The sequence below is a fragment of the Pseudomonas sp. 9Ag genome, from assembly GCF_902506445.1.
In the GTDB taxonomy this organism is placed as follows: Bacteria; Pseudomonadota; Gammaproteobacteria; order Pseudomonadales; family Pseudomonadaceae; genus Stutzerimonas; species Stutzerimonas stutzeri_AB.
In genome coordinates this window covers 2,211,032-2,227,042 of the sequence record NZ_LR733836.1, presented here as the reverse complement: position 1 = coordinate 2,227,042, position 16,011 = coordinate 2,211,032, and the positions used below count along the sequence as shown (strand labels likewise).

Here is a 16,011-nt window from a genome sequence, read left to right as displayed (position 1 = left end):
ATGACGCAAGCAGACCAAGGCCTGGCAGAGTTCGAAGCGACTCTGAGGGCTCATGCACCCCAATTGATTGAAAGTCTGCAGCAAGGCCGCTTCGAAGAAGCGACGCAGATGTTTAACGAGCTCAATCAGGCGCGCAACCTGGGGCTGTACCAGGAAGTCGGCAAGCTCACGCGTGAGCTGCACAACGCCATCGTCAAGCTCGAAATGGACACCTGTGCGACGGGGGGTGATCCGTCGCCAATCACCGACGCCACGGACCGATTGTCCTACGTGGTGGAGATGACCGAAAAAGCGGCCAACCGCACCATGGACCTGGTTGAGGAATCGGCGCCGCTGGTGAACTACGTCAGCTACGAAGCCCAGAGTCTGACTGCCGATTGGCAGCGCTTCATGCGTCGCGATATGAATGCTGAGCAGTTCCGCGACCTGGTCAAACGCATCGATCAGTTTCTCCAGCGCAGCATGAACGATGGCAGTCAGCTGTCGCAGAACCTTAGCGAAATCATGCTGGCCCAGGATTTCCAGGACCTTACCGGTCAGGTGATCAAAAGGGTGACCCGGCTCATTACCGAACTCGAAAGTAACCTGCTTAATCTGGTGCTGATGGCAGGCCAGGTTGACCGCGTGGCGGGCATCCAGCATGACCGCGAAGCGATGCGCGCCGAGCAGGAACTAAAAAAACAAGAAAAACAGCCTTCCAATGGTGAAGGTCCGCAGATGCATGCCGATATACGTGAAGACGTCGTTTCCGGGCAGGACGATGTCGATGATCTGCTTTCGAGCCTGGGCTTTTAGGGGAAGTTAAATATGAGCTTCGACGCCGATGAAGAAATCCTCCAGGATTTCCTGGTAGAGGCCGGCGAGATTCTCGAACTATTGTCAGAGCAGCTGGTGGAGCTGGAAAGCAGCCCCGATGACACAGCCTTGCTCAATGCGATTTTTCGCGGTTTCCATACGGTAAAAGGCGGTGCCGGGTTTCTCCAGCTACATGAGCTGGTGGAATGCTGCCACATCGCCGAAAACGTCTTCGACATCCTGCGCAAGGGTGAACGTCGCGTCGACTCGGAATTGATGGATGTCGTGCTGCAGGCTCTGGACTCCGTCAATGAAATGTTTAGCCAGGTGCGCGAGCGTACCGAGGTAACCCCGGCGACCCCTGAGCTACTGGCAGCACTGGCCCGCTTGGCTGAGCCGGCCGGTGCGCAGGAACCTGTGGTCGAAGCCCCTGTCGAGGCTGAACCCGAGCCTGCGGTTACTGCCGATAGCGAGTTCGAGCAGTTTCTTGGCGCGCTGGAAGAGTCTGTCGAGACCCCAGCCTCCAGTGCCGCTGACGAGATCACCGACGAGGAGTTCGAATCGTTGCTTGATCAACTCCACGGTAAGGGCCAGTTCGCGGCTGAGCAGGACGCAAAGCCGGCTGCATCGGCTGCGGCTGTCGTGCAACCGTCTGCCAGCGACGAGATCACTGATGATGAGTTCGAGGCGCTGCTCGACCAGCTGCATGGCAAAGGCCAGTTCGCCGAGCCGGTGGCAGCCGCACCCGCTGAAGCGGCGGCCAAGCCTGTAGCTGCTGGTGGTGACGACATTAGCGACGACGAGTTCGAAGCGCTGCTGGACCAGCTGCATGGAAAAGGAAAGTTTGAGCCCGACGCGGCTGCACCAGCTGCGGCTGCAGTTGTGCCTGTTGCTAAGCCCGCAGCGGTTACCGCGCCTGCGGAAAAGAAGGCTGCGCCTGCGAAGCCAGCTGTAAGCACCGTAGCGAGCAAAGCCCCTGTTCCGGCTAAAGCAGAGCCTGCATCCAAGCCTGCCGCCGCACCGGAAAAGCCCGCGAGCGAGGCGGAGACAACCGTTCGAGTCGATACCGCCCGACTTGATGAAATCATGAACATGGTTGGTGAGCTGGTGCTGGTGCGTAATCGCCTGGTGCGCCTGGGCTCCAACAGTGCCGATGAAGCCATGGCCAAGGCCGTGTCCAACCTCGATGTGGTGACCGCCGATCTGCAAAGTGCCGTGATGAAAACGCGCATGCAGCCGATCAAGAAGGTTTTTGGCCGCTTCCCGCGTCTGGTTCGCGATCTGGCTCGCAGCCTCAAGAAAGAGATCAATCTGGAGCTGGTCGGTGAAGAAACCGATCTGGACAAGAACCTTGTCGAGGCGCTGGCCGATCCACTGGTGCACTTGGTGCGCAACGCGGTGGACCACGGCATCGAAACTCCGGAAGAGCGCGAAGCCGCAGGCAAGCCGCGCACCGGCAAGGTCGTGCTTTCCGCTGAACAGGAAGGCGACCATATCCTGCTGCTGATCACCGATGACGGTAAAGGCATGGATGCGGACGTCTTGCGTGCGAAGGCAGTTGAGAAAGGTTTGCTCGATAAAGACGCCGCCGACCGACTGAGCGATCTGGAATCTTACAACCTTATTTTTGCGCCGGGCTTCTCGACCAAGACCGAAATCTCCGACGTGTCCGGCCGCGGCGTCGGTATGGATGTGGTCAAGACCAAGATTTCGCAGCTTAACGGCACGGTCAACGTCTTTTCCAACAAGGGCCAGGGCTCGCGCGTCGTGATCAAGGTGCCGCTGACGCTGGCGATCATGCCGACCCTGATGGTGATGCTCGCCAACCAGGCGTTCGCCTTCCCGCTGGTCAGCGTCAATGAAATTTTCCACCTCGACCTGTCCCGTACCAACGTGGTTGACGGTCAGGAAGTCGTGATAGTCCGCGACAAGGCGCTTCCGTTGTTCTATCTCAAGCGCTGGCTGGTGCACGGAGCCGAGCTCGAAGAGCAGCGTGAGGGGCACGTAGTGATCCTCAACGTCGGCAATCAAAGTATCGGCTTCGTCGTCGATCAGCTGGTGGGGCAGGAGGAGGTGGTGATCAAGCCATTGGGCAAGATGCTGCAGGGCACTCCGGGAATGTCCGGCGCGACTATCACCGGCGATGGTCGTATCGCCTTGATCCTGGACGTCCCGAGCATGCTCAAGCGTTACGCGCGCCGGATCTGATCAGTAGGCAGCGGTTTTTTCTCGGACCGCTGTCGCTAGGAGTTGTTTTATGGCAGTCAAGGTCCTGGTGGTGGACGATTCCGGCTTCTTCCGCCGCCGTGTATCGGAGATCCTTTCTTCAGACTCGAATATTCAGGTGATCGGAACCGCGACCAACGGGCGCGAGGCTATCGACCAGGCGCTGGCGCTGAAACCGGACGTCATCACCATGGATTACGAGATGCCGATGATGGACGGTATAACCGCCGTTCGGCAGATCATGCAACGCTGCCCAACGCCGGTGTTGATGTTTTCCTCGCTTACCCATGAAGGCGCGCGGGTCACGCTCGATGCGCTGGATGCGGGGGCCGTTGATTTTCTGCCCAAGAATTTCGAGGACATCTCGCGAAATCCGGACAAGGTCAAGCAGCTGCTCTGCGAGAAGGTTCATAGCATCTCGCGAAGCAATCGCCGTTTCAGCAGTACTGTCACCGCTCCGGCAGCCACGACCCACGCAGCGCGCCCGGTCGGCGGCAGCCCTTCGGGTATCACCTCTCATACGAGGCCTTCGGCGCCGGTCCATACAGCTCAAGCTCAAGCTCAAGCTCCAGCTTCGGCGCCTCGTCGCAAGTCGTACCGGCTGGTTGCCATTGGCACCTCGACCGGTGGACCGGTTGCGCTTCAGCGCGTACTGACGCAACTGCCCGGCAATTTTCCGGCGCCTATCGTGCTGATCCAGCACATGCCGGCCGCGTTTACCAAAGCCTTCGCTGAACGTCTGGACAAGCTCTGCAAGATCAGCGTCAAAGAAGCAGAAGATGGCGATGTACTTCGCCCTGGCTTGGCACTTCTGGCGCCGGGCGGTAAACAGATGATGGTCGACGGGCGCGGCACGGTACGCATTCTGCCGGGCGATGAGCGCCTCAATTACAGGCCTTGCGTTGACGTTACCTTTGGTTCAGCCGCCAAGGCCTACGGAGACAAAGTGCTGGCCGTAGTGCTGACCGGGATGGGTGCTGACGGCCGCGAAGGGGCGAGGATGCTCAAGCAGAGCGGTAGCCAGGTGTGGGCTCAGGACGAGGCCAGCTGTGTGATCTATGGCATGCCGATGGCGGTGGTCAAGGCCAACCTCAGCGACGCCGTTTACGGGCTCGATGACATTGGTCGCCACTTGAGCGAGGCGTGCATCTAATGGATGTACTCAGCCTGATTGGGCTGGTGCTCGCATTCGTCGCCATTGTTGGGGGTAATTTCCTAGAGGGTGGGCATGTTTCGGCGCTGCTCAACGGGCCGGCTGCGCTTATCGTTCTCGGCGGTACGCTCGGGGCAGTGTTGTTGCAGACGCCCATGCCGGTGTTCATGCGTGCGATGTCGGTGATGGGCTGGATTTTTTTCCCGCCGCGCATCGACATGGTTCGTGGAATCAGTCTGGTCACGGGATGGAGTGCCACGGCGCGCAAGGAGGGGCTGCTTGGCCTCGAGCCGATCGCCGAAACCGAGCCGGATCCTTATGCTCGCAAAGGCCTGCAGCTGCTGGTCGATGGTGCTGAGCCGGAAGTGATTCGCAGCATTCTCGAAGTTGATCTGTACACCCAGGAAACCCGCGATCTCAGGGCGGCGAAAGTATTCGAGAGCATGGGCGGCTACTCGCCCACGGTAGGCATTATCGGTGCGGTGATGGGGCTGATACATGTCATGGGCAACCTCGCCGATCCCAGCCAGCTGGGCAGCGGTATCGCGGTTGCATTCGTTGCCACCATCTATGGCGTGGCCTTTGCCAACTTGCTGGTGTTGCCGATGGGCAACAAGCTCAAGAGTGTGGTGCAGAAGCAGACCGCTTACCGCGAAATGTTGCTCGAAGGCGTTCTATCGATCGCCGAAGGAGAAAACCCTCGCTCCATCGAAATGAAACTCCAGGGTTTCATCGATTAATGACACAAGGGCAACGCTGCGTACGCTCGGCGCTGCGGATCTGGGACTGAACATGGCAAAGACTGCAAGCAAGACGTTCTACCCAAGTGCCGCTAAGGTGAGCCTGTTCATTTGTTGCGCCTGGCGTGTGGTGATCTGATCATGGCTCGTCGCCGCAGTCACGAAGAGCCCGAGAATCACGAGCGTTGGTTGGTCTCCTACGCGGACTTCATCACACTGCTGTTTGCCTTTTTCGTGGTGATGTATTCGATCTCCTCGCTCAACGAGGGCAAATACAAAATCTTGTCCGACTCGTTGGTAGGCGTTTTCAATCAGGTCGACCGCGCCGTCAAACCGATTCCGATTGGTGAAGAGCGGCCGCGGACTACGCAGCCAGATGTATCCCAGATCGATGAGCCGCAATCATCGCAGCAGCCAATCGATCCGCTGCAGAGCATCATGAAGAGCATGCAGGCGGCTTTCGCCGATCTTATCGGTTCCAATCAGCTGACCATTCGCGGTAATGAGCTGTGGGTGGAAATCGAGCTGAATTCGAGCTTGCTGTTTTCCAGTGGCGATGCGCTGCCCAACGACCACGCGTTCGATCTCCTGGAAAAGGTCGCCGGGATTCTGGCACCGTTCGATAATCCGATTCACGTCGAAGGCTTCACCGATAACCTGCCCATCAACACGGCGAAGTACCCGACTAACTGGGAGCTGTCCGCAGCGCGGGCTGGCAGTGTGGTGCGGATGCTGGCTGCTGACGGTGTCGACCCGGCGCGCATGGCGGCGGTAGGGTACGGCGAGTTCCAGCCTATCGCAGACAACGCCACCGCCGAGGGCAGGGCGCGTAATCGTCGCGTGATTCTGGTCATCTCCCGAAATCTCGATGTGCGTCGCAGCGTCAGTGGGGTAGGAAGCGCAAATGCCCGACCGGTCGTGGGCAGCGCCCAAACTGGCACACAACGTGCTGCTCCCTCTGATCGTTAGGTGCCGCTCGCGGCGTCGTCAATTCTCCGTCGTTGGCCAAAGCCGAGACGGCCGGTCCCGGTCTGGTTCGATCCGGATGGAAAAAGAGTTATGAGAGTCTGGGCAGTAGCCAACCAAAAAGGCGGAGTGGGTAAAACCACTACCTCCATTGCACTTGCCGGTTTGCTGGCCGATTCCGGCAAGCGGGTCGTAGCGCTGGATCTCGATCCCCACGGCTCGATGACGAGCTATTTCGGCCATGATCCGGATAACCTCGACCACAGTGTTTTCGACCTGTTCCAGCATCAGGGAACCGTTCCCGAGGGGCTGCCCTGGCAGCTGCTGCTGCCAACCAGCCATGAGCGTCTCTCCTTGCTGCCGTCCAGTACAGTGCTGGCGACGCTGGAGCGCCAGTCGCCGGGCCAGAACGGTCTCGGCCTGGTCATCGCCAAGAGTCTTTCGCAGCTCTGGCAGGATTTCGATTACGCGATTATCGACAGCCCGCCGCTGCTTGGCGTGCTGATGGTGAACGCGCTGGCCGCCAGCCAGCAGCTGATCATCCCGGTGCAGACCGAATTCCTGGCCATGAAGGGACTGGAGCGCATGGTCAGCACGCTGAGTATGATCAACCGCTCACGCCGGCAGGCCTTGCCTTATACCATCGTGCCGACCATGTTCGATCGTCGCACCCAGGCCTCGATGAACACACTTAAGGTCTTGCGTAACGGCTACCAGGAGCACCTCTGGCAAGCCTTCATTCCGATTGACACACGGTTGCGTGATGCCAGTCGCGCCGGTCTTACGCCATCGCAGCATGACCCCAGTAGCCGAGGCGTGCTTGCCTATCGCGCACTGCTCAAAACACTGCTGGCGGCGCAAGCGTCGCCAGAGGTGGCCTGAATGACGACGTACGGCCGCGTTCGCAGTTCAAGTTCGCCCTGGTTGCGGCCGATAGCCTATCCAGTGGGTTCGCACGAGTTGGTTCCATGAGTCGTACCGTTCTTAAAGAAAGCCGATCACAACAGACGCTGCAGTCGTATCTCGACGCCCTGTTGCAGGACGCCATCGTTGGATTGACCGAATCGGTCAGTCCAGACGAGTTCCAGGCTGCCGTGCTCGAGGAGCAGCAACGTGACACGCAGCGAGTGGTTGCGCTGCGTCCGGTTACTCTGCCTGAACCCGAAACTGTGGCCGCTCCGGTAACAGTCGAGGCTCAGGCGTTACTCGAGTTGCCGCCCGAATTGCCCGTGGAAGCGCCGCTTGCACCGGTCGAGCCGATTGCCATTTTCGAGTCGCAGGGGCAGGCTCCGGTTGGTCCTCCCGCGATCCCCAGTGGTCAGCCGGAGTGGGGTGAGGAGCCGTTCGAGTGCTTGTTGTTCGATGTGGCCGGGCTGACGCTGGCGGTGCCGCTGGTGAGTCTCGGCTCGATCTATCCGCTTGCCGGACAAGAGCTCACGCCTCTTTTCGGTCAGCCCGCCTGGTTCCTCGGTATCTTGCCGAGCCAGGCTGGCAATCTGAAGGTTCTGGACACCGCACGCTGGGTCATGGCTGAACGGTATCGCGACGATTTCCGCGACGGACTTCAGTACGTGATTTCTGTGCAGGGATATGAGTGGGGGCTGGCAGTGCATCAGGTCAGTCGCTCGATTCGTCTGGACCCGAAAGAAGTGAAGTGGCGCACTCAGCGCACTCAGCGGCCCTGGCTGGCCGGTACGGTGATCGACCACATGTGTGCGCTGGTGGACGTGACCGCGCTCGCCGAGCTGATCGCCAGCGGTGCGACCCGACATCTCAAGGGCGTCCCGTCGTAAACGAATTGAACAAACACAGGGGCACACAAGCGCCCCGAGTAACCGATAGAATCAACCGCCAGTGCGGTACATGAAGAGGTGGGGCTATGAAGATGACTTCCGCACAGGGTTCCGATGATCCGGTCCTGCAATGGGTAACCTTCCGACTGGATAACGAGACCTATGGCATCAACGTGATGCAGGTCCAGGAAGTGCTGCGTTACACCGAAATCGCCCCGGTGCCGGGCGCTCCCAGCTATGTGCTGGGCATCATCAACCTGCGTGGCAACGTCGTTACGGTGATCGATACGCGCCAGCGCTTTGGTCTCGATACGGCGCCGGTATCGGACAACACCCGTATCGTCATCATCGAGGCTGACCGCCAGGTCGTCGGCATCCTCGTCGACAGCGTGGCTGAGGTGGTCTACCTGCGCCAATCGGAAATCGAGACTGCACCGAACGTCGGTAACGATGAATCTGCGAAGTTCATCCAGGGCGTGTGCAACAAGAACAATGAGCTGCTGATTCTGGTCGAACTGGACAAGATGATGAGTGAAGAAGAATGGGCGGAACTTGAGAGCATCTGAAACATGATCGCGTCGCTGGTAGCGGCGGTCGTTGCGCTTGCCTTGTGCTGCCTCGCATTGCTCGGCTGCTGCATCTGGCTGTTTCGCCGCCAGCGCCAGCAGGTCGAGACGCAAGCACGCGAAGACGCTATCCGCGACAAACGCATCAAAGCGCTCAGCGCCCGTCTGGACAACTATCTGGAAAGCAACGTGCGAATGGGCAAGGACCTGCATGAACTGTCGCGTATCGTTGCTCCGTTGCCGGAAAAGCTGGGCCAGCTCGAGCAGCGCGATCCAAACAATTTCTCTTTTTCTCAGGCGGCCAAACTGGTTGGTATGGGCGCCAGTGTCGATGATCTGACGCAGTCCTGCGGTTTGTCCCAATCTGAAGCCGAACTGATGCGCAAATTGCATCAGGCGCGGCGCGAGTCCGATTAGCGCGCAGATCCCTCGCTGCGCTCGGGCGTCAAAACGTCGGCCCGCTGACCGTGGCATTGAACGATATGACTGTTGCTTCCTCCAATCTGGACAAGGTTTCGCCATGTCTGGTGAAGGCCTGTGCCCGAGGGCGAGGAGGATGTGATGCTGCGCATTCTGATGCTGTGCCTGCTGGCGAGCCCCGCTTGGCTCAGCGCAGCGGAAGCGCCATCACATGTGAACGGTGCAATGACCGTCAACGTGTATCAGGCTCGGCAACTTCATGCGCTTGGCGCGGTGTTCATCGATGTGCGGCCCAAGCGCGAGTGGGTCTGGGGGCATGTTGAAGGCGCGGTGCACATGAGTCTGGCACATGAGTTCTTCGGGCTGTCGCGGACCGAGTGGCCAAGAAGCGTGCCTCTGGTGATCTATTGCAACAGCGACGTTTGCCCGGCGAGTGCCGAGGCGGTGCGCCTCGCGGTCGCGTGGGGCTATCAGCAGGTTTTTTATTTCCGTGAAGGCTACTTCGCCTGGATGCTGGCTGATCTGCCACAGGAGAAGGGCCACATCGATGACGTCACGACGCTCAACGCTCAGGCCCATTGAGCAGCGGAAGCGTCGATGGGTCTTTATGGGTGCTAAAGCCTGGCGGGCATTTGCCTTTTAGATACCAGGCAAAAGCGATGATCTCCGCGATGGTGCGGTAAAGCGCTTCGGGGATCGCATCGCCCAACTCCAGGCGCGCCAACAACTTTACCAATTCGGCATTTTCGTAAATTGGCACGTCGTGTTCGCGAGCGATTGCCAGAATCGCTTCGGCCAGTTCATCGTCGCCCTTTGCTGACAGGGTCGGTGCGGTGGCGCCGTCATAGGTCAGTGCGATGGCCTGGCGCGGTGTCTGGTGGGTCATGCGGTTTCATCCACGAAGCGTTGATCCAGTGAAGTGCGAGGTCCCTGCGGCGGCGTTCCCTGTCGACAGGCCAGCTCACCAACATTTAATCCTGCTGTGACCAGTCGCTGACGCAAGTGCTCAAGCTCTGCCGAGATCAGCTCGGCAGTACCGCTGCGTTCGGCCCAGATCTGACTCGAAAGACTGCCCTGCAGCAGTTGTGCCTGGACTTGCAACGGACCGAGTGGCGCGACATCGAACGCGAGTTCGACCTTCCACAGCGTTTCAGGTTTTTCCTTGCGGTTTTGTTGGGGTTCGTCTTCACGTTGAAACTTTACTTGCAGCGGGACGATATCGCGCTGGTCGCGCATTGGCACCTCGAGCTGCCAGGTCGTGACCTGGGTGCCGTCCGGACTGGTCTGGGTCTGGGCAAGGCTGGACAGTTGATGCGTCTGTAGGCGCGACACTGCCGCCGCCGCTAGTTTCAGCATCAGCTCAAGGTCGGGCTCTTCGTCGGCATTCGGCAGTAAACGGCTCGACAAGGGGAAATTTTGCGCCAGCTGGCGTGGGTTTGGCTGGCCAAGCGCACCGAGCGCGTTGCGGGCGAAGGCTGGCAGAGCCTGGCCGAGGCTGGCACCTGCCTGCGCGGCTGCTAGCGCGCCCCCACCTGGCAGGCCCGGCAGTTGCGCGATCAGGCGGAGCAGGGTCGCCTTCATGTCGGACGGCAGATCGCTTGCTTCGCCGCGCAGGAGGTTGCCTTCTAGAAAAACCCCACTGCGCGCCAGCGCCTGTGCCAAGGCCTTGGCATCGCCAAGCTGTTGCATGTCCGGCACCAGGCCTAGCAGGCGTTCGGCTGCCCCACGCAATTGCTCGGGCAGTGCCGCGCTGGGTGCGAGCGCGGTGAGCAGCCCTTCTATCGAGCCTTGGCGACTGTGTTGTGCGGTAAGTTGTTGGCCCAGCATCAATTGGTCTAAGCGACCGCTCAATGGCATGAAGACCAACGACTGGTCGCCCTGGACGCGCGTAGTTATCAGACTGCCTGGCGCGAGCGGCATGGCGGATTCGACGTTGAGCTTCTGCCCAGCGAGCGGCGAATTGAGCAGGGTGATTACGACCTTGAACAGAAGCTTGCCGTCCTGCTGAGTTTGCTGGCTGGCTGTCACCTTGCCCTGCACTACGCTGCCCGTTGGTAACTGAGCAAGATCAATGCTGCTCTGCGGCTGGCGATTGTTGGGCTGCAACGAAGCTATCAGACGCGAATCGGAGACGGCGGTGATGAGCAGGGCGGCTCCAGGCGGGGCTGCTTTTGGGCTCGTGGTTTCGATCGTTGCCTGCCGTCCACTGTTCAGGGTGAGGCGCAACGTCATCTGAAAATTTTGCAGTGCCTCTTTGATGCTGATGACTTCCGCCTCGGCACTCTCGCCTGCGGCCAGCAATCCCTGCATTGGCTGCAGCAATTTCAACGCTAGATCAGCCGGCGACACTGTCGGGCGAGAAGGACCGGCGGCGGGAATTGCCTGAGTGCTTTTGATCTCGGTCATCTTACTTAAATGCTCTTACAACCTTTCTACGTTGTGGTCTTTGGCGTCCGGGTTCGGCATGTATAATTCCGCCGCCCGCCCGATCTTGTAGCGGCCGGGCTCCTTTCATCTTGAGGTAGCCCTAGCGTGTCCAGCCCTTTTCTAGAAACTGTGGCGCTTTCCTGTGAGCGAGACTGGCGCCTGCTTTTCGAGAGGTTAGACCTGCAGATCGTCAAAGGGGAAATGTTGCAGATCGCCGGCCCCAACGGCAGTGGCAAGACAAGCCTGCTGCGGTTGCTGTCCGGCTTGATGCAACCAACCTCCGGAGAGGTACTGCTGAAGGGAGAAACGCTGGAAAGCCAGCGCGGCGAACTGGCCCGCAATCTGTTGTGGATCGGTCATGCTGCCGGAATCAAAGGATTGCTGAGCGCCGAGGAAAATCTCACCTGGCTGTGCGCCTTGCATCAGCCCGCGTCGCGTGATGCGATCTGGCTGGCGCTTGATGCCGTAGGGCTGCGCGGTTTCGAGGATGTGCCCTGCCATACGCTCTCCGCCGGTCAGCAGCGCCGGGTTGGGCTGGCCCGGCTGTATCTGTCGCCGCCGCCCTTGTGGATTCTCGACGAACCTTTCACGGCGCTCGATAAAACCGGCGTGGCGCAGCTAGAGCGTCACCTGGCGACTCACTGCGAGCAAGGCGGCATGGTCGTGCTGACCACCCATCATTCGCTTGTTGAAATGCCGGCGGGCTTTCGCGAAATCGATCTGGGACAGCGAGCCGCATGAGCAACGTCTTTACGCTGTTGCTGGCTCGCGAAAGCCGGCTGTTGTTCCGCCGGCCGGCAGAGCTGGCCAATCCGTTGGTGTTCTTTGCCATTGTCATCGCACTGTTTCCCCTGGCGGTCGGCCCCGAGACGCAGCTGCTGCAGACCATTTCGCCCGGCCTGATCTGGGTCGCTGCGTTATTGGCTGTGTTGCTTTCTCTGGACGGATTGTTCCGCAGTGATTTTGAGGATGGCTCACTGGAGCAGTGGGTCGTTTCGCCGCACCCTCTGGCGCTTCTGGTTCTCGCCAAGGTGCTGGCACACTGGATGTTTTCAGGCCTGGCGCTGGTGCTGCTGGCACCGCTGCTGGGACTCATGCTGGGTATGCCGGTCAGCGCATTGCCGGTACTGCTGATGTCGCTGCTACTGGGTACGCCGGTTCTGAGCCTGTTGGGCGCGGTCGGTGCCGCCTTGACAGTCGGGCTCAAGCGAGGCGGGCTGTTGTTGGCACTGCTTATTCTCCCGCTGTACATCCCCGTGCTTATTCTGGGCAGCGGCGCACTGCAAGCAGCGCTGCAGGGGCTGCCTGCGCTCGGTTATCTATTATGGCTTTCCAGCCTGACTGCCCTGGCAGTTACTCTGACACCCTTTGCAATAGCGGCCGGCCTGAGAATCAGCGTCGGCGAATGACGGATTGGCAGAATGTTTCTATCCAATAGCGGAACGCAGTTGGCCGATGCGAGACGAGCGGTTATCGCCACGATGGATTTGATGATCGCAAACAAGCGGCGGTTGACTGGTTATGGCGCAGTATCGGCATACGAAGCAGGCGTGAGGCAGGCTCTATGAACTGGACATGGTTCCACAAGCTGGGTTCGCCTAAATGGTTTTATGGCATCAGCGGTCGCTGGCTGCCTTGGTTGGCCTGGGCCGCATTGCTGCTGGTAGGCGTCGGGTTGGTCTGGGGTTTGGCGTTTGCTCCTCAAGATTACCAACAGGGCAACAGTTTCCGAATCATCTATATCCACGTTCCGGCCGCGTTTCTGGCGCAGTCCATCTATGTGATGCTGGCGGTGGCGGGGCTGGTCGGGTTGGTGTGGAAAATGAAGCTGGCCGATGTCGCCCTGCAGCAGGCTGCGCCCATTGGTGCCTGGATGACCTTCATTGCGCTGGTCACCGGTGCGGTGTGGGGCAAGCCTACGTGGGGCGCCTGGTGGGTGTGGGATGCGCGCCTGACTTCGATGCTGATTCTGCTGTTTCTGTATTTCGGCATCATCGCCTTGGGGCAGGCCATCAGTAATCGTGACAGCGCAGCCAAGGCTTGCGCCGTGCTTTCAATCGTCGGGGTGGTGAACATCCCGATCATCAAATATTCGGTCGAGTGGTGGAACACCCTTCACCAGCCGGCGACCTTCACTGTGACGGAAAAGCCGGCCATGCCCGTGGAAATGTGGCTGCCCCTGCTGATCATGGTGTTGGGCTTCTACTGTTTCTTTGCGGTGGTGCTACTCATGCGCATGCGCCTCGAGGTGCTACGCCGCGAGTCGAGAAGCAGTTGGGTCAAAGCGGAAGTGAAAGAACTGGTGGGTAGAGCATCATGAACTTCTCGTCTTTTTCGGAATTCATCGCCATGGGTAACCATGGTCTGTACGTCTGGACGTCCTACGGCATCAGCCTGGCGGTCCTGGTTCTCAACGTGGCGCTGCCAATGATGGCGCGCAGGCGTTATCTGCAAGACGAGGCGCGTCGTTTGCGCCGGGAGGAAATGAAGTGAATCCTGTGCGCAAGAAGCGTCTGTTCATCATTCTGGCCATTCTGGCCGGCGTTGGTGTTGCGGTTACGCTGGCATTATCCGCCCTGCAAGAGAACATCAACCTCTTTTACACACCGACGCAGATCGCGGCAGGCGAAGCGCCTGAAGGCACGCGGATTCGTGCTGGCGGCATGGTCGAAGAGGGTTCGGTACAGCGCAGCAACGATTCCCTGACGGTAAGCTTTCGGGTCACTGACTATGCCGAAGCGGTCACTATCCAGTATCAAGGAATCCTGCCCGATCTGTTTCGTGAAGGGCAGGGCATCGTTGCCTTGGGGCGCGTAAACGCTGATGGCGTCCTGGTTGCTGATGAAGTGCTGGCCAAGCATGACGAAAATTACATGCCGCCAGAGGTCACCGCAGCGCTGGAGAAAAGCGGTAAAAGCAAGCCCTACAGCAGCACGCAGGAGGGCGCCAAATGATTCCTGAGCTTGGTCACCTCGCAATGATTCTGGCGCTGTGTCTGGCCGTGGTGCAGGGCACGCTCCCGCTGATCGGGGCCTGGCGCGGAGACAGTCAATGGATGGGGCTGGCGCAACCTGCCGCCTGGGGTCAGTTCTCCTTCTTGGCGTTTTCCTTTGCCTGCCTCACCTATGCCTTTATGGTGGATGATTTCTCCGTGGCCTATGTCGCGCAGAATTCCAACAGTGCTTTGCCTTGGTATTACAAGTTCAGCGCTGTATGGGGAGCACACGAAGGCTCGCTGCTGCTGTGGGCGTTCATCCTGGCAGGCTGGACCTTCGCCGTGTCGATATTCTCGCGACAGCTGCCCGAGGACATGCTGGCGCGGGTGCTGGGCGTTATGGGGCTGATCAGCATTGGTTTCCTGCTGTTCCTGATTGTCACGTCCAATCCCTTCGAGCGGCTGCTGCCACAAGCACCGATGGATGGGCGAGATCTCAATCCGTTGCTGCAGGACTTCGGTCTGGTAGTGCATCCGCCCATGCTTTATATGGGTTACGTTGGTTTTTCAGTTGCCTTTGCATTTGCGATTGCAGCTTTGCTGGGCGGCCGTCTGGACGCGGCCTGGGCACGCTGGTCACGTCCCTGGACGCTGATTGCCTGGGCCTTTCTGGGTACGGGTATCGCGCTCGGTTCCTGGTGGGCGTATTACGAGCTGGGTTGGGGCGGCTGGTGGTTCTGGGATCCGGTGGAAAACGCCTCGTTCATGCCATGGTTGGTGGGCACCGCTTTGATCCACTCACTGGCCGTGACGGAAAAGCGTGGCGTCTTCAAGAGCTGGACCGTACTGCTGGCGATTGCTGCCTTCTCGCTCAGCTTGCTGGGGACTTTCCTGGTTCGTTCCGGGGTACTCACCTCGGTACACGCGTTTGCCACCGATCCTGAGCGCGGTGTCTTTATCCTCGCCTTCTTGCTCGTGGTGATTGGTGGTTCGCTCACGCTGTTCGCCCTGCGTGCGCCGGTGGTGAAGAGTCAGATCGGCTTTGGTCTGTGGTCACGTGAAACGCTGCTGCTGGTCAACAACCTGCTGTTGGTCGTTGCGACCTCCATGATCCTGCTGGGCACGTTGTACCCCTTGCTGCTCGATGCGCTGTCCGACACCAAACTTTCGGTCGGCCCGCCGTATTTCAACGCGATGTTCCTGCCGCTGATTGGCGCATTGATGCTCGCGCTCGGCGTGGGCGTGCTGGTGCGCTGGAAGAACACACCGGTTAAATGGCTGATAGGCATGCTGACGCCCGTGCTGATTACCAGTGCCGTTCTGGGCGGACTGGGCTCGATGCTGTTTGGTGATTTCCACTGGGCGGTTCTGGCGGTCTGTCTGCTCGCTGGTTGGGTCGTGAGCGCTGGGGTGCGTGACATCCTCGACAAGACTCGCCACAAAGGCCTGTTGAAAGGCTTGCGGAGCCTGGCGCCGAGTTATTGGGGCATGCAGCTGGCGCACTTCGGTCTGGTGGTTTGCGCGCTGGGTGTGGTGTTGACGAGTCAGCAAAGCGACGAGCGTGACCTGCGCCTGGCTCCGGGGGAGTCGCTGCAGTTGGGCGGTTACAGCTTCGTATTCGACGGTGCCAAACATTTCGAAGGACCAAACTTCACCTCTGACAAAGGCACCATTCGCGTCTTTGAAGGCGACAAGCAGGTCGCGACGCTGCACCCGGAGAAGCGTCTGTACACCGTGCAGCAAATGCCGATGACCGAGGCGGGAATCGACGCAGGTTTCACCCGTGATCTCTACGTGGCGTTGGGCGAGCCGCTGGAAAACGGCGCCTGGGCCGTCCGCGTGCATATCAAACCGTTCGTTCGCTGGATTTGGCTGGGTGCTCTGATGATGTCCCTGGGCGGCGTGCTTTCGGTGAGTGACAAACGGTATCGGGTGAAAGTCAGGACCCGTGTTCGCGAGGCCCTCGGTTTGGCCCAGCAAGGAGCCTGAT

At 59.6% G+C, this 16,011-nt stretch carries 18 protein-coding genes; 16 read left to right on the top strand and 2 right to left on the bottom strand.

Annotation, left to right across the window (positions count from 1 at the left end; genetic code table 11):
* From ALTERO38_RS09875 to ALTERO38_RS09830, 10 genes are all read left to right on the top strand, one after another.
* Complete coding sequence (locus tag ALTERO38_RS09875) at positions 1 to 795, top strand: protein phosphatase CheZ (protein WP_102836070.1); 795 nt, start codon at positions 1 to 3, stop codon at positions 793 to 795.
* 12 nt (positions 796 to 807) lie between these two features.
* Complete coding sequence (locus ALTERO38_RS09870; protein ID WP_159968278.1) at positions 808 to 3,003, top strand: chemotaxis protein CheA; 2,196 nt, start codon at positions 808 to 810, stop codon at positions 3,001 to 3,003.
* A gap of 49 nt (positions 3,004 to 3,052) precedes the next feature.
* Positions 3,053 to 4,174 (top strand): chemotaxis response regulator protein-glutamate methylesterase, encoded by a 1,122-nt coding sequence (locus ALTERO38_RS09865; RefSeq protein WP_159968277.1) that lies wholly within the window; start codon positions 3,053 to 3,055, stop codon positions 4,172 to 4,174.
* The gene (locus tag ALTERO38_RS09860) at positions 4,174 to 4,914 is read left to right on the top strand and encodes a flagellar motor protein (protein ID WP_102836073.1); all 741 of its coding nucleotides are present in this window, start codon (positions 4,174 to 4,176) and stop codon (positions 4,912 to 4,914) included. Before ALTERO38_RS09865 ends, ALTERO38_RS09860 begins: the two co-directional genes overlap by 1 nt.
* Positions 4,915 to 5,055: 141 nt before the next feature.
* On the top strand, positions 5,056 to 5,883 hold the full coding sequence (motD, locus tag ALTERO38_RS09855) for a flagellar motor protein MotD (RefSeq protein WP_159968276.1): 828 nt from the start codon (positions 5,056 to 5,058) through the stop codon (positions 5,881 to 5,883).
* A gap of 90 nt (positions 5,884 to 5,973) precedes the next feature.
* Entirely contained in the window at positions 5,974 to 6,762 is a 789-nt protein-coding gene (locus ALTERO38_RS09850; RefSeq protein WP_073301535.1) for a ParA family protein, read from the top strand.
* Positions 6,763 to 6,848: 86 nt separating this feature from the next.
* On the top strand, positions 6,849 to 7,673 hold the full coding sequence (locus ALTERO38_RS09845) for a CheW domain-containing protein (RefSeq protein WP_159968275.1): 825 nt from the start codon (positions 6,849 to 6,851) through the stop codon (positions 7,671 to 7,673).
* An 86-nt stretch (positions 7,674 to 7,759) separates the two neighbouring features.
* A complete protein-coding gene (locus tag ALTERO38_RS09840) occupies positions 7,760 to 8,239 on the top strand; it encodes a chemotaxis protein CheW (protein ID WP_019340623.1) in 480 nt (159 codons plus the stop codon).
* A 3-nt stretch (positions 8,240 to 8,242) separates the two neighbouring features.
* Complete coding sequence (locus ALTERO38_RS09835) at positions 8,243 to 8,656, top strand: DUF2802 domain-containing protein (protein WP_148926328.1); 414 nt, start codon at positions 8,243 to 8,245, stop codon at positions 8,654 to 8,656.
* A gap of 144 nt (positions 8,657 to 8,800) precedes the next feature.
* Entirely contained in the window at positions 8,801 to 9,241 is a 441-nt protein-coding gene (locus ALTERO38_RS09830) for a rhodanese-like domain-containing protein (RefSeq protein WP_159968274.1), read from the top strand.
* Here ALTERO38_RS09830 and ALTERO38_RS09825 read toward each other — a convergent pair.
* Together ALTERO38_RS09825 and ALTERO38_RS09820 are read right to left on the bottom strand one after the other, a co-directional pair.
* Positions 9,222 to 9,545: an EscU/YscU/HrcU family type III secretion system export apparatus switch protein gene (locus tag ALTERO38_RS09825; protein ID WP_102836078.1), complete on the bottom strand. Its 324-nt coding sequence runs from the start codon at positions 9,543 to 9,545 to the stop codon at positions 9,222 to 9,224. The genes ALTERO38_RS09830 and ALTERO38_RS09825 overlap by 20 nt on opposite strands.
* Positions 9,542 to 11,065, bottom strand: a complete 1,524-nt coding sequence (locus tag ALTERO38_RS09820) for a flagellar hook-length control protein FliK (RefSeq protein ID WP_159968273.1) — start codon at positions 11,063 to 11,065, stop codon at positions 9,542 to 9,544. The genes ALTERO38_RS09825 and ALTERO38_RS09820 overlap by 4 nt, the downstream gene beginning before the upstream one ends.
* A 126-nt stretch (positions 11,066 to 11,191) precedes the next feature.
* Between ALTERO38_RS09820 and ccmA the strand changes: the two genes are divergently transcribed.
* The 6 genes from ccmA (at position 11,192) to ALTERO38_RS09790 (ending at position 16,010) form a co-directional block, all read left to right on the top strand.
* On the top strand, positions 11,192 to 11,827 hold the full coding sequence (gene ccmA, locus ALTERO38_RS09815) for a cytochrome c biogenesis heme-transporting ATPase CcmA (RefSeq protein WP_159968272.1): 636 nt from the start codon (positions 11,192 to 11,194) through the stop codon (positions 11,825 to 11,827).
* Complete coding sequence (ccmB, locus tag ALTERO38_RS09810; RefSeq protein ID WP_073301541.1) at positions 11,824 to 12,495, top strand: heme exporter protein CcmB; 672 nt, start codon at positions 11,824 to 11,826, stop codon at positions 12,493 to 12,495. The genes ccmA and ccmB overlap by 4 nt, the downstream gene beginning before the upstream one ends.
* 155 nt (positions 12,496 to 12,650) lie before the next feature.
* The gene (locus ALTERO38_RS09805; RefSeq protein ID WP_159968271.1) at positions 12,651 to 13,406 is read left to right on the top strand and encodes a heme ABC transporter permease; all 756 of its coding nucleotides are present in this window, start codon (positions 12,651 to 12,653) and stop codon (positions 13,404 to 13,406) included.
* Positions 13,403 to 13,579, top strand: a complete 177-nt coding sequence (ccmD, locus tag ALTERO38_RS09800) for a heme exporter protein CcmD (protein ID WP_102836083.1) — start codon at positions 13,403 to 13,405, stop codon at positions 13,577 to 13,579. Before ALTERO38_RS09805 ends, ccmD begins: the two co-directional genes overlap by 4 nt.
* Positions 13,576 to 14,040: a cytochrome c maturation protein CcmE gene (gene ccmE / locus ALTERO38_RS09795; RefSeq protein WP_102836084.1), complete on the top strand. Its 465-nt coding sequence runs from the start codon at positions 13,576 to 13,578 to the stop codon at positions 14,038 to 14,040. The genes ccmD and ccmE overlap by 4 nt, the downstream gene beginning before the upstream one ends.
* On the top strand, positions 14,037 to 16,010 hold the full coding sequence (locus tag ALTERO38_RS09790; RefSeq protein WP_159968270.1) for a heme lyase CcmF/NrfE family subunit: 1,974 nt from the start codon (positions 14,037 to 14,039) through the stop codon (positions 16,008 to 16,010). The genes ccmE and ALTERO38_RS09790 overlap by 4 nt, the downstream gene beginning before the upstream one ends.
* Position 16,011 lies beyond the last annotated feature (1 nt).

Bases quoted from the DNA above. Each gene is read 5' to 3' on its own strand.
- ALTERO38_RS09860 (WP_102836073.1), top strand. From the start codon at position 4,174: ATGGATGTACTCAGCCTGATTGGGCTGGTGCTCGCATTCGTCGCCATT.
- ALTERO38_RS09805 (WP_159968271.1), top strand. From the start codon at position 12,651: ATGAACTGGACATGGTTCCACAAGCTGGGTTCGCCTAAATGGTTTTAT.
- ALTERO38_RS09835 (WP_148926328.1), top strand. From the start codon at position 8,243: ATGATCGCGTCGCTGGTAGCGGCGGTCGTTGCGCTTGCCTTGTGCTGC.
- ALTERO38_RS09830 (WP_159968274.1), top strand. From the start codon at position 8,801: ATGCTGCGCATTCTGATGCTGTGCCTGCTGGCGAGCCCCGCTTGGCTC.
- ALTERO38_RS09820 (WP_159968273.1), bottom strand. From the start codon at position 11,065: ATGACCGAGATCAAAAGCACTCAGGCAATTCCCGCCGCCGGTCCTTCT.
- motD (WP_159968276.1), top strand. From the start codon at position 5,056: ATGGCTCGTCGCCGCAGTCACGAAGAGCCCGAGAATCACGAGCGTTGG.
- ccmD (WP_102836083.1), top strand. From the start codon at position 13,403: ATGAACTTCTCGTCTTTTTCGGAATTCATCGCCATGGGTAACCATGGT.
- ALTERO38_RS09850 (WP_073301535.1), top strand. From the start codon at position 5,974: ATGAGAGTCTGGGCAGTAGCCAACCAAAAAGGCGGAGTGGGTAAAACC.
- ALTERO38_RS09790 (WP_159968270.1), top strand. From the start codon at position 14,037: ATGATTCCTGAGCTTGGTCACCTCGCAATGATTCTGGCGCTGTGTCTG.
- ALTERO38_RS09845 (WP_159968275.1), top strand. From the start codon at position 6,849: ATGAGTCGTACCGTTCTTAAAGAAAGCCGATCACAACAGACGCTGCAG.
- ALTERO38_RS09840 (WP_019340623.1), top strand. From the start codon at position 7,760: ATGAAGATGACTTCCGCACAGGGTTCCGATGATCCGGTCCTGCAATGG.
- ccmB (WP_073301541.1), top strand. From the start codon at position 11,824: ATGAGCAACGTCTTTACGCTGTTGCTGGCTCGCGAAAGCCGGCTGTTG.
- ALTERO38_RS09870 (WP_159968278.1), top strand. From the start codon at position 808: ATGAGCTTCGACGCCGATGAAGAAATCCTCCAGGATTTCCTGGTAGAG.
- ALTERO38_RS09865 (WP_159968277.1), top strand. From the start codon at position 3,053: ATGGCAGTCAAGGTCCTGGTGGTGGACGATTCCGGCTTCTTCCGCCGC.
- ALTERO38_RS09875 (WP_102836070.1), top strand. From the start codon at position 1: ATGACGCAAGCAGACCAAGGCCTGGCAGAGTTCGAAGCGACTCTGAGG.
- ALTERO38_RS09825 (WP_102836078.1), bottom strand. From the start codon at position 9,545: ATGACCCACCAGACACCGCGCCAGGCCATCGCACTGACCTATGACGGC.